The organism is Methyloceanibacter sp., from assembly GCF_050726195.1.
GTDB lineage: Bacteria > Pseudomonadota > Alphaproteobacteria > Rhizobiales > Methyloligellaceae > Methyloceanibacter.
The window spans coordinates 1-15545 of the sequence record NZ_JBOHJC010000023.1; the positions used below are offsets into that span (position 1 = coordinate 1).

General features: G+C 64.2%; 16 protein-coding genes. 14 read left to right on the plus strand and 2 right to left on the minus strand.

What is annotated here, in order from left to right; all coding sequences use genetic code 11:
• The first annotated feature begins 59 nt into the window (after nucleotides 1-59).
• The 7 genes from ACRECX_RS14175 to ACRECX_RS14205 all read left to right on the plus strand — a co-directional run bounded on the left by ACRECX_RS14175 (nucleotide 60) and on the right by ACRECX_RS14205 (nucleotide 6923).
• Nucleotides 60-791, plus strand: coding sequence for a 16S rRNA (uracil(1498)-N(3))-methyltransferase (locus tag ACRECX_RS14175; protein WP_431559537.1), 732 nt, complete (start codon nucleotides 60-62; stop codon nucleotides 789-791).
• A 133-nt stretch (nucleotides 792-924) separates the two neighbouring features.
• Nucleotides 925-1818 carry a ubiquinol oxidase subunit II gene (gene cyoA, locus ACRECX_RS14180; RefSeq protein ID WP_431559493.1) on the plus strand — a complete coding sequence of 298 codons (894 nt, stop codon included), beginning with the start codon at nucleotides 925-927 and terminating at the stop codon, nucleotides 1816-1818.
• A 16-nt stretch (nucleotides 1819-1834) separates the two neighbouring features.
• Nucleotides 1835-3868, plus strand: coding sequence for a cbb3-type cytochrome c oxidase subunit I (locus ACRECX_RS14185; RefSeq protein ID WP_431559538.1), 2034 nt, complete (start codon nucleotides 1835-1837; stop codon nucleotides 3866-3868).
• Nucleotides 3865-4476, plus strand: a complete 612-nt coding sequence (cyoC, locus tag ACRECX_RS14190) for a cytochrome o ubiquinol oxidase subunit III (protein ID WP_431559494.1) — start codon at nucleotides 3865-3867, stop codon at nucleotides 4474-4476. Before ACRECX_RS14185 ends, cyoC begins: the two co-directional genes overlap by 4 nt.
• A complete protein-coding gene (gene cyoD / locus ACRECX_RS14195) occupies nucleotides 4476-4793 on the plus strand; it encodes a cytochrome o ubiquinol oxidase subunit IV (RefSeq protein WP_431559495.1) in 318 nt (105 codons plus the stop codon). Before cyoC ends, cyoD begins: the two co-directional genes overlap by 1 nt.
• Before the next feature lie 151 nt (nucleotides 4794-4944).
• Entirely contained in the window at nucleotides 4945-6327 is a 1383-nt protein-coding gene (locus ACRECX_RS14200; protein ID WP_431559496.1) for a glutamate--cysteine ligase, read from the plus strand.
• A 14-nt stretch (nucleotides 6328-6341) separates the two neighbouring features.
• Complete coding sequence (locus ACRECX_RS14205) at nucleotides 6342-6923, plus strand: NADPH-dependent FMN reductase (protein ID WP_431559497.1); 582 nt, start codon at nucleotides 6342-6344, stop codon at nucleotides 6921-6923.
• A 20-nt stretch (nucleotides 6924-6943) separates the two neighbouring features.
• Here the strand turns inward: ACRECX_RS14205 and ACRECX_RS14210 are convergent, their stop codons facing one another.
• The gene (locus tag ACRECX_RS14210) at nucleotides 6944-7795 is read right to left on the minus strand and encodes a DUF3108 domain-containing protein (protein ID WP_431559498.1); all 852 of its coding nucleotides are present in this window, start codon (nucleotides 7793-7795) and stop codon (nucleotides 6944-6946) included.
• Between the two features lie 256 nt (nucleotides 7796-8051).
• Nucleotides 8052-8630, minus strand: a complete 579-nt coding sequence (locus ACRECX_RS14215; RefSeq protein ID WP_431559499.1) for an invasion associated locus B family protein — start codon at nucleotides 8628-8630, stop codon at nucleotides 8052-8054.
• A 482-nt stretch (nucleotides 8631-9112) separates the two neighbouring features.
• On the opposite strand from ACRECX_RS14215, the gene coxB reads away from it, so the two are divergent.
• The 7 genes from coxB to ACRECX_RS14250 all read left to right on the plus strand — a co-directional run bounded on the left by coxB (nucleotide 9113) and on the right by ACRECX_RS14250 (nucleotide 15508).
• Nucleotides 9113-9937: a cytochrome c oxidase subunit II gene (coxB, locus tag ACRECX_RS14220; RefSeq protein ID WP_431559500.1), complete on the plus strand. Its 825-nt coding sequence runs from the start codon at nucleotides 9113-9115 to the stop codon at nucleotides 9935-9937.
• 74 nt (nucleotides 9938-10011) lie between these two features.
• Entirely contained in the window at nucleotides 10012-11616 is a 1605-nt protein-coding gene (gene ctaD, locus ACRECX_RS14225) for a cytochrome c oxidase subunit I (RefSeq protein WP_431559501.1), read from the plus strand.
• A gap of 39 nt (nucleotides 11617-11655) precedes the next feature.
• Nucleotides 11656-12612 (plus strand): heme o synthase, encoded by a 957-nt coding sequence (locus tag ACRECX_RS14230; protein WP_431559502.1) that lies wholly within the window; start codon nucleotides 11656-11658, stop codon nucleotides 12610-12612.
• Nucleotides 12613-12770: 158 nt separating this feature from the next.
• Nucleotides 12771-13364 (plus strand): cytochrome c oxidase assembly protein, encoded by a 594-nt coding sequence (locus ACRECX_RS14235; protein WP_431559503.1) that lies wholly within the window; start codon nucleotides 12771-12773, stop codon nucleotides 13362-13364.
• A gap of 59 nt (nucleotides 13365-13423) precedes the next feature.
• A complete protein-coding gene (locus tag ACRECX_RS14240; RefSeq protein WP_431559504.1) occupies nucleotides 13424-14314 on the plus strand; it encodes a cytochrome c oxidase subunit 3 in 891 nt (296 codons plus the stop codon).
• 70 nt (nucleotides 14315-14384) lie between these two features.
• A complete protein-coding gene (locus ACRECX_RS14245) occupies nucleotides 14385-14771 on the plus strand; it encodes a DUF983 domain-containing protein (protein ID WP_431559505.1) in 387 nt (128 codons plus the stop codon).
• Between the two features lie 8 nt (nucleotides 14772-14779).
• Nucleotides 14780-15508 carry an SURF1 family protein gene (locus tag ACRECX_RS14250; protein ID WP_431559506.1) on the plus strand — a complete coding sequence of 243 codons (729 nt, stop codon included), beginning with the start codon at nucleotides 14780-14782 and terminating at the stop codon, nucleotides 15506-15508.
• The last annotated feature ends 37 nt before the right edge of the window (nucleotides 15509-15545 follow it).

A 15545-nucleotide genomic window follows, 5' to 3' on the forward strand; every position in this document is an offset into this window, starting at 1 on the left:
CTCCCCACAGGGGAGAGGTGTTGTTGCTGGTCTGCGGAGCCTTTAATGACGTAGTCACGATGCCCACCAAGCTCCACCGCCTCTACGTCAAGTCGCCGCTCGCCGCCGGCGCCGAGATCGCGCTCGAAGCGGAGCAGGCGCACTATCTCGGCAATGTGCTGCGCCTCAAGGCCGGCGACCCCGTGCTCCTGTTCAACGGCGCCGATGGCGAATGGTGCGCATCTCTGACCGCCCTCGGCAAGAAGAAGGCGATCGCCACCATCGAGAATCAGACGCGACCGCAGGAGAGGGGCCCCGACCTCCATTACCTCTTCGCGCCGATCAAGCGCGGGCGCCTCGACTATATGGCGCAGAAGGCGACGGAGATGGGCGCGAGCTTGCTCCAGCCGGTGATCACCCGCCGCACGGTGGCCGAGCGGGTCAACACCGGCCGCCTCCTCGCCAATGCCATCGAGGCCGCCGAGCAATGCGGCATTCTCAATGTGCCTGACGTCGCCGAGCCGCTGAAGCTCGACAGGCTGCTTGCCGAATGGGATGCGGAGCGCCTCCTCATCTTCGCCGACGAGGCCGCGCCCGCCGCCTCGCCGCTCGAGACGCTCCGCGCTGAAGCCCCGCGTCCGCTCGCCGTGCTGATCGGCCCCGAGGGCGGCTTCGAACCGGAGGAACGTGCACGCCTGCTGCGCCAGCCGCATGTGCTGCCAATTTCGCTTGGGCCTCGCGTGATGCGCGCCGACACCGCCGCCGTCGCCTGCCTCGCGCTGGTCAACGCCGTGCTCGGCGATTGGCGCTGATCAGGCTCTGAGACAGTCCATGACGCATTTTTCACAATGACTCCGCTTGCGGCCATTTACGCTCGCCGAATCGCTCATAAACGACTAGCCTTGGACTAAAGACACCGACTGCTCAATCGAACCGCAAGGCGTGATGGTGACACGAACGCTTGCCTATCGATCGCAGAGAGTGGCGCTGACCTTCGCCGTGGCCCTGCTATGCGGCGGCTGCAGTGTGCTCGACGGCCCCGTTCTCGACCCCAAAGGTCCGGTCACGCTCGCCGAGCGCGATCTCATGTTCGACGCCATCGTCATCATGATGATCGTGATCGTGCCGGTGTTCGTCATGGCGGCGCTGTTCACCTGGCGCTATCGCGGCACCAACCGCGGCGCCCGCTACACGCCGAACCTCGCTTATTACTGGCCCGTCGAGATCCTGGTCTGGGCGGTGCCGGCGGCGATCATCGTCTGGCTCGGCTTCCATCTCTACGCGGCCACCCATCGGCTCGATCCCTACAAGGCTGTCGATCCCGGCGTGGCCCCGCTAAATGTCGAGGCGGTGGCGCAGGACTGGAAGTGGCTGTTCATCTATCCCGACCAGAACATCGCCGTCGTCAACGAGCTGGTGTTTCCGGCAGGGCAGCCCCTAGCGCTCAGGATCACCTCCGACACGGTGATGAACTCGTTCGTCATCCCGGCGCTCGGCGGCCAGATCTACGCCATGGCCGGCATGCAGACGCGGCTCAATCTCCTCGCCGACGAGCCCGGGCGCTTCTGGGGCCGGAACGTCCAATATAGCGGGCGCGGTTTCGCCGATCAGCAGTTCGACGCCATCGCCACCACCAAGGACGACTTCGCCGCCTGGGTGGCGAAGGTGAAGCAGTCCTCCGATACCCTCGATGCGTCGACCTACGACCAGCTCGCCAAGCCGAGCGAGAAAGTGCCGGTCACCTATTACTCCGGCGTCGAGCCCAATCTGTTCGACTCCATCATCGCCAAATACACCCACGGCGACACGCACTCCGGCATGAGCGCCGGGGCCGAATAGGGGGGGAGCAGTGGACCTGTTCGGCAGACTGACCCTCGATTCGTTGCCGTTCTACAGCGCCATCGCCGCGTCGGGCGCCGCCGTCACCGTGCTCGGCGCGCTCTCCGTCGTGGCGGTTATCACTTATTTCGGCGCCTGGCGGCTCGTGCTGTTCGACTGGGTGTCGAGCATCGACCACAAGAAGATCGGCATCATGTACATCATGGTCGCGCTCGTCATGCTGGCGCGCGGCTTCATCGACGCCGCGATGATGCGCAGCCAGCAGGCCATCGCCTACGACAGCGAGGGCTACCTGCCGCCCGAGCATTTCGACCAGATCTTCTCCTCGCACGGCACCATCATGATCTTCTTCATGGCGATGCCGTTCCTGTCGGGGCTGATCAATCTCGTCATGCCGCAGCAGATCGGCTCGCGCGACGTGGCCTTTCCCTTCATGAATGCGGTGAGCCTATGGCTCACCAGCGCTGGCGCCGGCCTCGTGCTGGTGTCGCTGGTCATCGGCAAGTTCTCCACTGCCGGCTGGTCCGGCTATCCGCCTTACTCCGGCGCCGAATACAACCCCGGTGTCGGCGTCGACTATTGGCTGTGGGCGGTGCTCATCTCGGGCATCGGCTCGACCATGAGCGGCATCAACTTCCTCGTCACCATCATCAAATGCCGCGCGCCGGGCATGACCCTGTTCCGCATGCCGCTGTTCACCTGGACGGTGTTCGTCACCAGCGTGCTGATGATCTTCGCCTTTCCGGCGCTGACCGTGGTCTGCGGCATGCTGGCGCTCGACCGCACCTTCGGCATGCACTTCTTCACCAACGCCATGGGCGGCAACATGATGAACTACATCAACCTGTTCTGGTTGTGGGGTCATCCCGAGGTCTACATCCTCATCCTGCCGGCCTTCGGCGTATTCTCCGAGGTCGTGGCCACGTTCAGCCAGAAGCGCCTGTTCGGCTATGTCTCGCTCGTGCTCGCCACCATGGCCATTGGCATCTTGTCGTTCAGCGTCTGGCTGCATCACTTCTTCACCATGGGCTCGAGCGCCGAGGTCAATTCGTTCTTCGGCATCATGACCACCATCATCGCCGTGCCCACCGGCGTTAAGGTGTTCGACTGGCTTTTGACCATGTATCGCGGCCGCATCATCTTCCGGCCGCCGATGCTGTTCACCATCGGCTTCATCGTCACCTTCGTCATCGGCGGGTTGTCGGGCGTGCTGCTTGCGCTGCCGCCGGTCGACTATCTGATGCACAACACCACGTTCCTGATCGCTCATTTCCACAACATGATCATCCCGGGCGTGCTGTTCGGCTATCTCGCCGGCTACATGTTCTGGTTCCCCAAGGCGTTCGGCTTCAAGCTCGACGCCAAATGGGGCGCGTGGTCGTTCTGGTGCTGGATCGTCGGCTTCTATCTCGCCTTCATGCCGCTCTATGTGCTCGGCCTGCTCGGCATGCCGCGCCGCATGGAGCACTACGACATCGCCGCTTGGCAGCCGCATCTCATCGTCGCGGCCATCGGCGCCTTCATCATCTTCCTCGGCATCGTCTGTCTCGTCGTGCAGCTCTGGGTCAGCGTCAGGGACCGGCGGCTGGCCCTCGATCTGACCGGCGATCCGTGGAACGGCCGCTCCCTGGAGTGGGCCACCTCGTCGCCGCCCGCACCCTATAACTTCGCCGTACTGCCGCAGGTCGAGAGCGTCGATGCGTGGTGGGACATGAAGCAGCGCGGGCTCGCCTATGAGCGCCCTGACCGCTACGACGACATCGTCATCCCCAAGAACACCTTCATCGGCGCCTTCATCGGCGGCACCGCCTTCGTGTTCGGCTTCGCCGTGGTCTGGTACATCTGGTGGCTCGCCATTCTCTGCCTCGCGGCGATCGCGCTCGCCATCATCGTCCGCGCCTCCGACGACGACAGCGATTACGTCATGCCGGCGAGCAAGGTGAAGGCCATCGAGGATGCGCGCTTCGCGCAATTGGCCAAGGCGCCGAAGAACGAAATGGAGACCGACCCCGGCTTTGCCGGGGCGCCGGTGCCGGAGGCCTCAACATGACCGCGGGGGCATCGACCATGACCGACGCGGCGCCTGTGCCGGTTCCCGCCGCCAGGTACGAAGAAAAGGCGTTCGGCTTCTGGCTCTATCTCATGAGCGACGCCATCATCTTCGCGCTGCTGTTCGCCACCTATGTGGTGATGCTGGGCAACACCGCGGGCGGTCCGACAGGCAAGGAGTTGTTCAGCCTTGAGCGCGCCGCCGCCGAGACCCTCGTGCTGCTCCTCTCCAGCACCACGTTCGGCGTCGCCGCCGTGGCCATGGCCTTGGGCGACAGATCGCGCGTGCTGCTCTGGCTCGCCGTGACCGTGGCGCTCGGCCTTTGCTTCATCGCGCTCGAGATCGGCGAGTTCTGGGGTATGATCGCGCAAGGCGCAGGGCCCGACCGCAGCGGCTTCCTCTCCGCCTTCTTCACTCTCGTCGGCACCCACGGCCTTCACGTGAGCATTGGCATCCTTTGGATCCTGGTGATGATCGGACAGGTTCTGGTCAAGGGCCTGACCACGCCCGTCATCTCGCGGCTCGCCCGGCTCGGGCTGTTCTGGCACTTCCTCGACATCATCTGGGTCGCCATCTTTTCCGTCGTCTACCTGCCGGGGATATTGTGATGGACGCCAGCGGTTTTCCCGTCGAACGCAGCATCAGGCCCTATCTGATCGGTCTCGGGCTCGCCCTTCTCCTGACCGCGATTCCCTTCACCTTGGTCGCCATGGGAGCTCTGCCCCGGTTCACCACCCTCGTGATCATCGCCGTGGCCGCGCTCCTCCAGATCCTGGTACACTTGCGCTTCTTCCTGCATATCGGCTTCGTCTCCACGCCGCGCGAGAACCTGATCGCGCTCGCCTTCGCCGCCGTGCTCATCTGCATCATGCTCGGCGGCAGCTTCTGGATCATGTTCGACCTCTACTACCGGATGATGGTGTGAGGCCTGTACGTGGGGGCAGATCAGCAATATGTGATTGATTGCAAGTGCCCCTTGCCGGGCAGGGGGCCCCGCGCGATATAGAGTGCCCCGTCGGGACCTTAGCCTCCCAAATCCCGAGCCACGTTCCCTCGATCCAAGCGGAGTTCTCTCGATGTCGACACGAGTGAGTGGGCCGCAGAGCCCCGTCATCGAGTCGCGGGACGAGCTTGTCGCTTATCTCGAGACGGGGTCCAAGCCGGAGGCCCAATGGGCGATCGGCACCGAGCACGAGAAGTTCGGCTTCAACGTCAAGGATCGCTCTCCCGTCCCCTATCTCGGCGAGCGCGGCATCGCCGCGTTGCTCGAGGCGCACCATAAGCGCTTCGGCTGGGAGCCGATCCGCGAGGACGGCAACATCATCGCGCTCTCTTGCCTCGATTGTCCCAAGGGCGGGGCCATCAGCCTCGAGCCGGGCGGCCAGCTCGAACTGTCCGGCGCGCCTCTCGCCACTATTCACGAGACCGAGGAGGAGCTTCGTCAGCATCTCTCGCAAGTCGGCGAGGTAGCGCGCGAGCTTGGCATCGGCTTCCTTGGTCTCGGCTTCTCGCCGAAATGGACGCTCGACGAGACGCCGCTCATGCCCAAGGAGCGCTACCGCATCATGATGCGCTACATGCCGAAGCGCGGCGGCCATGGCCTCGACATGATGTTCCGCACCGCCACCGTCCAGGTGAACATGGATTTCAGCGACGAAGCCGACATGGTCAAGAAGCTTCGTGTCGGCCTTGCGCTCCAGCCGGTGGTCACGGCGCTGTTCGCCAACTCGCCCTTCACCGACGGCAAGCCAAACGGCTTCCAGTCCTACCGCGCCGAAATGTGGCGCGACACCGACCCTGACCGCACCGGCATGCTGCCTTTCGCCTTCGAGGACGGCATGGGCTTCGAGCGCTACGTGGACTACGCCCTCGGCGTGCCGATGTATTTCGTTTACCGCGACGGCCGTTACATCGACGTCGCCGGCGCCTCGTTCCGCGACTTTATGGCTGGCAAGCTTGCCGCGTTGCCCGGCGTGCGCGCCACCATGAACGACTGGGTCGATCATCTGACGACTCTGTTCCCCGAGGTCCGCCTCAAGCGCTTCCTCGAAATGCGCGGCGCCGACGCCGGCCAGTTTCGCGAGCTTCTGGCTTTGCCGGCGCTGTGGGCCGGACTTCTCTACGATAAGACGGCGCTCGACGGCGCCTCCGACCTCATCGCCAACTGGACGGCGAAAGAGCGCCAGGCCATGCGCGACGCCGTCCCGCGGCTCGGCCTTGCCACGCCGTTCAGGGATCGCACGCTCCGCCATGTCGCGCGCGAGATGCTGACCTTGGCGCAAGACGGCCTGAAGCGCCGCGCGCGTCTGAGCGATAGCGGCGAGGACGAGACCCGCGCACTCAAGCGCCTGTGGGAGATCCTCGAAGACGGACAATCTCCGGCCGACGAGCTGCTCACCGCCTATCGCGGCCCGTGGCAAGGAAACATCGATCGTCTGTTCGAGACTCAGGCGCTCTAAAGGAGACGCGGCTCGTGCCACTTCTGTTTCCCGTCATACTGGGCTCGGTGCGCCGCGATCGCCAAGGCATCAAGGCGGCGCGCTACATCATTGGGAAGCTAAAGGCGCGCCACGACGCGCCGGTCCTGGTCGATCCTTGCGAGAAGGAGCTGCCGCTGCTCGACCGCATGTACAAGGAGCATCCCAAGGGCGAGGCGCCGCCTCTGCTTGAGGAACTGGCCGACCTTTTCCGCCGTGCCGACGGCTTTGTCATTGTCACCGGCGAGTACAATCAGTCGGTGCCGCCCGCCCTGAAAAATCTGCTCGACCACTTTCTCGAAGAATATTTCTGGCGTCCCTCGGCCATCGTCGCCTATTCGGCCGGACGCTTTGGCGGCGTGCGGGCGGCCGTAGCACTAAGGACCATCCTTGCCGAGATGGGCATGCCGAGCGTGCCATCGACGCTCGCGATTCCAACTATCGGCAGCGCGCTCAATGACGACGGATCGGTCAACGAGGCATGGATCGACAAGGCCGCCGACCGCTTCCTGAATGAGTTCGTCTGGTACGCCGAGGCGCTGAAAGCGCAACGGGAGGCGAAGGGCACGCCGTACTAGAAGGGAACTTGTGAGACGCGCTAAGGCGCCGAGGCGCGTTGCGGTTCACCGAGCTTGGCGCTGATGCTGGTGAGCGTGATCGAACCTGTGCCCCAGGCCGTCGGTATGAGGATCTTGTAGGGAAAGTGGAAGCCCGTACGCGGGACGGGCACGAGCCAGGCTTCGATGTCTTCGGTTTTGGTCATGAACTGCACGCCGGGATGGTCAGGCCGGTAGCCGCCGATCGGCTGGTACTGCACTTGGCAAACCGCGGCGGGACCGGGCAGCGCGCCGGACGACGCGTCCTTGAGGCTTTCGATCCGCTTTGGCGAAAGAACGATGTCGAAGCGCTGCCTGCCGTCGAATATCGGGATGGTCTGATTGCAGACCTGTTGATTCCCGGCAGGCGCGTCGGAGCGCAGGGCGAGGAACGCGGCCGTGAGCGGGTCGAGCACGTTCTTGAGCTGCTTCGCGCTGATGGGGACGTCGCGCTTCCGCCTCTTCTTGGGCACGATAATGACGTCGCTGACAGTGCCGTCGCGGAAGCTCAAGCGGCGCTGCTCGCGTTTCTTGTCGCCCTTGTACTCGAGGGTGAACCTCGCCGGTTGCGGCGCCGCTTCCGTGAGCTCGCCGCGGCTCGTCGTCTTGCCGGATACGCTATAGAGCAGCCCCGCGAGCAGCGAGAACTTGCCGTCCGCCGCCATCTCGTAGGCGCCCCCCTTGAACGTCGCGGTCACCTGGAACGTGCCGAGGCTGACGCCCCCAAGGGCGGTATCATAGGTCGCAACGATCTTGCCCGGTCCGGGAGGCGCCGCCTCGCCGCCGCTGCGATCAGGCGCAACGCCTGCAAGCAGCAGAACGGCGATGATTGGGCCGTACCGCCTCCACCCCATCCGGGACCCTCCCATCGTCTAACCGCTGCCAGTCTACTCCGAACGGCGTCGAGAATGAGACGGGTCCGAAGAAGAGGCGGCCCGCGCGCCTACCCCAATCTTGAAAGCCGGCAGGGGCTAACCATATAATGGCCAAGTCTCGTCCTTTCCGCGACCCTGCACGGAATGGGACGTTTGTCCGTCCCCCAAGACGGATGGATCGGCGGCAGATCTCTCCTTTTCTGCCGCCGATTTTTTTGCGCTGAAGGGGCCGCGGCTATTTCAGGCTGGCGAAGGCGTCGGAGAAGCCTTGCAGGGAGACGGGGATGCCGATGCCGGCTTCCGGCGTGTCGAAGATGATGAACATCGCCGTCTCGCCGGACTTGAGCTTGCCGATCACCTCGTCCTGCAGCACCACCTCGGCCACGCAGCCGCGCTTGCCGCATTTGAGGAACGGCGCGTTGCCCACGTCCTGATTGTCGATCTTGAGGCCGAGCCCGGTCGGCAAGAGCACGCCGAGCGGTACCACCACGCGCAGCAGCTTCTTGTTCTCGCCGATGGCTTTATAGAACACCACGGTCAGCCCGACATTGGGCCGGTCCTCAGCGGTGACGCTCTGCACCAGCGCGCATTTCTCCTCCTTGGCGCCGGGGGGCGTGCGGCAGGACACCTGCCAGGCGCCGTGGGTCTCGCGCACCACGCTGCCAGGGCCGGTGGCGCCGGGTACCACGTCGGGCGATGCCCCTTGCGCCCCCACATGGCTGCCAAGGCCGACCGCTAGCGCAAGCGCCAGGCCGAGCTTGGCGAGCGGCCGCGATTTTGGCGCGGGGCGGGGCAATTGGGGCGTTTCAGCCATGGGCACCACAAAAACCGGCCGCTCCCGCCTTTTCAAGGGCGAATAGGAGCGATGCGCAATAAATCCCAAGCCGAGGCGGCGTGAAGCGGCGCTGCGCAGCATGGAAAACCGCCATCGCCGAGTATTGGGGCCAAATTTCGACGGTACTCCCGCTGGGAAATATCCCGGGGCCTGCCAAGCCGGCGCGGCAAGCGCCTAAAAGTCGTGCGTCAAGCGTGCATATGCCGCACGGGCGCCTGAAATCATGAGTGTTGCCAATCTATATCCTTTATGATTTGAAAAACACAAAACAACCTCCGGCCCGCCGCATTCAGCGGGGACCGGCGCAACAATGAAATCTGGGGGCGACGCCCTTACTCGCGACGAAGAATTGCGCGCCGCCCCTTTCGACAGAGCGGCGTGGGCGAGCCTGCCCATGCCCGACCAATCGAGCCGGACCTCGTCTTGCGAGGAAGGCCAGGGAGCAGGCGAGGAGTGAAGGGATGGCGATGTTCCACCGCACGCTGACGGTTCTTGCTGCGCTTGGCAGTCTTGCCTTGGCCGGCCCTGCGATGGCCGGCGACGGCCAGCCGAGCCCCTGGCAGATAACCTTCCAGGAATCCGCCACCCCGGTCATGTCGCAGATCACCGACTTCCATACCTACGTCAACATCATCATCACCCTGATCGCGGTGTTCGTCCTCGCGCTCCTCGTGTTTGTCATGGCGCGCTTCAACGAGAAGCGTAACCCCAATCCCTCCCGCACCTCGCACAACACGCCGCTCGAGGTCATCTGGACGGTGCTGCCGATCCTCATTCTCGTCGCCATCGCCATCCCGTCGTTCCGGCTGTTGTTCGCCCAGTACGACTTCCCCAAGGCCGACGTCTCCATCACCGCCACCGGCAGCCAGTGGTACTGGACCTACGAATATCCCGACGAGGGCATCCGCTTCGATTCGATCATGGTGCCCGAGGCCGACCTGAAAGAGGGTCAGCCGCGCCTCCTTGCCGTGAACCGCGAGGTGGTCGTGCCGGTGAACAAGAACGTGGTCGTCGGCCTCAAGTCCAACGACGTGATTCACGACTGGGCCGTGCCGTCGTTCGGCGTCAAGCTCGACGCGGTGCCGGGCCGCCTGCAACAGACCTGGTTCCGCGCCGAGCGCGAAGGCGTCTACTACGGCCAATGCTCCGAGCTGTGCGGCCGCAATCACGCCTTCATGCCGATAGCCGTGCGCGTGGTCTCGGAAGCGGAGTACGCCGAGTGGGTCGCCAAGAACAAGTCGGCCGCGGTTGAGACCGACGGAAAAGTTGCCGCCGTCCGCGACTAGGATCGGAATATCGCATGAGCATCCGGCCGCATCGGCCGCGATCTGAAAAGCAAGGACGATAAGGGAAAACAGTCATGGCAAAGAGCGCCCACGCAGAAGCCGCCCATCACGACCACCGTCCGTACGGCATCGGTCGCTGGCTGTTCTCCACCAATCACAAAGACATCGGCACGATGTACCTCGTGCTGGCGCTGGTCGGCGGCGTCATCGGCGGCCTGCTGTCGATGGCCATGCGCGCCGAGCTCATGGAGCCGGGCATGCAGATCTTCGGCAACCCGGAAATGTTCAACGTCTTCGTCACCGCCCACGGCCTGATCATGGTGTTCTTCATGGTGATGCCGGCCACTATGGGCGGGTTCGGCAACTGGATGGTGCCGCTGATGATCGGCGCGCCGGACATGGCCTTCCCGCGCCTCAACAACATCTCGTTCTGGCTGCTGGCGGCGGCCTTCACGCTTCTCGTCCTGTCGCTGTTCATGCCGGGCGCTCCCGGCGCCTCCGGCGTAGGCGGCGGCTGGACCATCTACGCGCCGCTCTCCACCAGCGGCACGCCCGGCATCGCCATGGATTTTGCCATTCTGGCGCTGCATCTCGCCGGCGCCTCCTCGATCCTCGGCGCCATCAACTTCATCACCACCATCCTCAACATGCGCGCGCCGGGCATGACCCTGCACAAGATGCCGCTGTTCGTTTGGTCCGTCCTGGTGACGGCCTTCCTGCTCCTCTTGTCGCTGCCGGTGCTGGCGGGCGCCATAACCATGCTGCTGACCGACCGCAATTTCGGCACGGCGTTCTTCGATTCCGCCCGTGGCGGCGATCCGCTGCTGTGGCAACACCTGTTTTGGTTCTTCGGCCATCCCGAGGTGTACATTTTAATTCTGCCGGGCTTCGGTATGGTTAGCCAGATCGTTGCCACCTTCTCGAAGAAACCCGTGTTCGGCTATCTCGGCATGGCCTACGCCATGGTAGCGATCGGCCTGATCGGCTTCGTGGTTTGGGCCCACCACATGTACGCGGCCGGCATCGACGTGAACACGCAGGCCTATTTCGTGTTCGCCACCATGGTGATCGCCGTGCCCACCGGCGTGAAGATCTTCTCGTGGATCGCCACCATGTGGGGCGGCTCGCTGTCGTTCAAGACGCCGATGCTGTGGGCGCTCGGCTTCATCTTCCTGTTCACCATCGGCGGCGTGACCGGCGTCGTGCTGTCGAATGCCGGCGTCGACCGCTCGTTCCACGACACCTACTATGTCGTGGCGCACTTCCACTACGTGCTGTCGCTCGGCGCCGTGTTCTCCGTCTTCGGCGCTTGGTACTACTGGTCGCCGAAGATGACCGGCTACATGTATTCCGAGGCGATCGGTAAGCTGCACTTCTGGCTGATGTTCATCGGCGCGAACCTCGCCTTCTTCCCGCAGCATTTCCTCGGCCTCGCCGGCATGCCGCGCCGCTACGCCGACTATCCGGATGCGTACGCCGGCTGGAACATGGTCTCGTCGATCGGCTCGTATATCGCCTTCGCCGGCTTCCTCGTGTTCCTCTACGGCATCGCCGCGCAGTTCGCCCGGAAGGTGCCGGCCGGGGCCAATCCATGGGGCGTGGGAGCCACCACCCTGGAGTGGACGTTGCCATCGCCGCCGCCGTTCCACACCTTCGAGACGCTTCCGCGCGTCAAATGACCGGGATGGCTCGGGTAGAGGCGCTTTGTGGGTAGGTTGATGTCCGACGCGACGGCCCCAGCGATTGCAGGCAGGTTCGATGCCGCCACCGGCGGCGACATCGCCGACTATGTCGCGCTGCTGAAGCCTCGGGTCATGTTTCTCGTGGTGTTCACGGCGCTCGTCGGCCTGGTCGCCGCACCCGGAGATATGCATCCGGTCCTGGCCATCGCCGCGCTCGCCTGCACCGCCGTCGGCGCCGGCGCCTCCGGCGCGCTGAACATGTGGTACGACGCCGATATCGACGCGGCGATGGCGCGCACCGCGTCGCGGCCCCTGCCGCAAGGCGCCGTCACGCCGGAGGAGGCGCTCGGCTTCGGCGCCGTGCTCGCCGTGGGCTCGGTGCTCTGTCTCGGCTTGATGGTGAATTGGGTCGCCGGCGGTCTGCTGGCGCTGACCATCGCCTTCTACGTGTTCGTCTACACCATGTGGCTGAAGCGGACGACGCCCCAGAACATCGTCATCGGCGGCGCCGCCGGCGCCGTGCCGCCCATGATCGGCTGGGCGGCCGCCACCGGCAGCATCGGCCTCGAGCCCTTCGTCCTGTTCCTCATTATCTTCATGTGGACCCCGCCGCATTTCTGGGCCTTGGCGCTGCTCCGCACGCGCGACTATGCCCGCGCCGGCGTCCCCATGCTTCCCGTCGTGCATGGTGCGGACGAAACCAGGCGGCAAATCCTGATTTATAGCCTGATCCTGGCGCCGCTCGGCATGGCGCCCGCCGTCATCGGGCTTGGCGGCCTGCTCTACACCGTCATGGCGTCGATCCTCGGCGCCTTCTTCGTCGTCTTCGCCGTCGATTGCTATCGCGAGCGGCAGGGTGAGGCGGGGGACCGGGCGGCAAAGCACCTGTTCGCCTATTCGGTGCTATACCTTTTCCTGCTCTTCGCCGCGCTTTTGATCGAGCACGGCTTCGGTATCGACGGCGGCGCTCTGCCGCTTAACTGGACGTCGTGATGCAAGATGCGGAAGCCGAGCGCAAACGCCGTCAACGCAGGAGATCGGTGGCCATCGCCTGGATCCTCGTGGCGCTCGTTGTGCTGTTCTTTATCGTCACCATTGTGCGGCTTGGCGGCAACGTCGCCCTTCGCAGCATTTGACTCTGAGCGGGCGGCATGACCGGCAACACGCCTCATAACGATAAGCGAGACCGCAAGGGCCTCGTCGCCCTGTCGCTGGCCGGCCTCGTCGCCGCCATGGTTGGCCTGTCCTTCGCCGCCGTGCCGCTGTACCGCATGTTCTGCCAAGCGACCGGCTATGGCGGCGTTCCGCAGCAGGCCGAAATGGCGCCTGACGAGGTGCTCGACCGCACCATCACCGTCCACTTCGACGCCAATGTCGACCGCGCCCTGCCGTGGAAGTTCGCTCCCGTCGACCGGACGGTAGAGGTGAAGATCGGCGAATCGGCGCTCGCTTTCTTCCAGGCGAGCAATGAGACCGATAAGCCGGTGACCGGCACCGCCGGCTTCAACGTCGTGCCCGAGATCGCCGGGCGTTACTTCACCAAGATCGAATGTTTCTGCTTCAAGCAGCAGACGCTTGCCGCGGGTCAGAGCATCGACATGCCGGTGACGTTCTTCATCGACCCGAAGATCGTCGAGGACGAGAGCACCAGGAATATTTCCGAGATTACCCTGTCCTACACGTTCTATCGCAACGACGACCCTCCGGGCGTCGCAGCGGCGCAGGGTCAGAAATCGGGTTCGTGAGCCAAGTGGCGCGAGAGAGGCGCCTCTAGGAGAGATTGGGGAAGAAGGGGACCGCAAAGATGGCCGACGCCCACGCTAAACCGCAACACGACTACCATCTCGTTGATCCGAGCCCGTGGCCCATCGTCGGCGCGGTCGGGGCGATCACCCTCGCCATCGGCGTCCTCATGTACTTCATGTCGAAGAAGGCCGGCGACCCGCAGCTCTGGTATGTGCTGCCGGGCTTCGCCCTTGTCGTCCTCACCATGTTCGGCTGGTGGCGCGACGTCATCAGGGAGGCGCACGAGCATTACCAAACGCCGGTCGTGCAGCTACATCTCCGCTACGGCATGATCCTATTCATCGCCTCCGAGGTGATGTTCTTCGTGGCGTGGTTCTGGGCGTATTTCGACGTCGCCCTGTTTCCTGACGATGCCGTCACCTACGCACGCACCGAAGTGCTCGGCGGGCAATGGCCTCCGATCCCGAGCGACGAGACCGGCGTCTCGGGGCTTGGCTATTTCGGGCACACCTTCAATCCGTGGAGCCTGCCATTCGTCAACACGCTGATCCTGCTCACGTCGGGCACGACGGTGACTTGGGCGCATCACGCCATGCTGCACAACGATCGCAAGGGCCTTGCCTGGGGGCTTGCCTGCACCGTCGTGCTCGGCATCATGTTCACCGCGCTCCAGGCCTATGAGTACATGCATGCGGGCTTTGGTTTCGCCCACCACATCTACGGCTCGACCTTCTTCATGGCGACCGGCTTCCACGGCTTCCATGTGATCGTCGGCACGATCTTCCTGATCGTCTGCCTGTTCAGGGCGCTCCAGGGCCACTTCTCGCCGAAGCAGCATTTTGGCTTCGAGGCGGCGGCGTGGTATTGGCACTTCGTCGACGTGGTGTGGCTGTTCCTGTTCACCTGCATCTATGTGTGGGGAGCGGGCACCAGCTATCCTGCGCACTAGCGGCGGAACACCGTCTTGCACGGGGGCGGCCGGCCGGCCGCCCCCTTTTCATTTTGGACAGACTTGTTTCATGGACGACAGACAGACCCAGCAGCATTCTCTTGGCTCCACAATTTTGGCGGGCCTCATCGGTCGCTGTCCCGCGTGCCACCGCGGCAGGCTGCTCACGGGCTACCTCACGCTCGCCCCGCGCTGCGACGTTTGCGGCCTCGACTATGATTTCGCCGATTCCGGCGACGGACCTGCCGTCTTCGTCATTCTGGTGACCGGGTTCATCGTCGTCGGTGCCGCTCTCTTGGCGGAAGTCTTCTACAAGCCCCCTTATTGGCTACACGCACTTCTCTGGGGCAGCCTAGCCGTCGCCCTGCCTCTCCTCCTGCTTCGGTCTTTCAAGGGCGTGCTCATTGCCCTCCAGTACAGGCACAAGGCCGAAGAGACCAAGTTCGCCTCCGACTAGAGCTCGCGATGCGGACACCGGGACTTATCAGGCTTACGATCTTTGCCCTTGCGGCGCTTGCGCTCCTCATTGGGCTAGGCGTTTGGCAGCTTGAGCGCCTCGAGTGGAAGGAGGCGCTGATCGCCCGCATCGAGGCGCGCGCCAACGCCAAGCCCATGCGCCTCGACCGGGCGATCGCGCTCGCCGGCCAGGGGGGCAACATGAGCTACCATCGTGTACGCGCCGAGGGCCGCTTCCACCATGCCAGGGAGCAATATCTTTACGCTCTGTCGCTCGACGGCAAGCAGGGGTGGCACGTTGTTACCCCGTTGGAGACCGTCGACGGTACCGTGGTGCTGGTCGATCGCGGTTTCGTGCCGGATGCTTTGCGCGATCCATCCTCGAGGGCGCTCGGCCAGATCCAGGAGGTGGTGACCGTGACCGGGCTCGTGCGCACGCCGGAAAGTCCAAGCCTCTTCATCCCGGACAACGAGCCTGACAAGAATATCTGGTTCACGCGCGATTTGCCGGGCATGGCGCGCGCCATGTTTCCCAGCGGCACCGTCGAGGTTGCCCCGTTCTTCCTGGAGGCCGAGGCGAGTGAGGTGCCCGGCGGCTGGCCCGAGGGCGGCCAGACTAGGCTCAAGCTCGTCAATAACCATTTGCAATACGCGCTCACCTGGCTCGGCCTGGCGGTCTGCCTTATCGCGGTCTACGGCGTTTATGTATGGGGCGCTTACCGCGGCGACCGGTCTTAACGAGCCCACTTTGGCCTGGTTGCTTGCGAACCCTCCG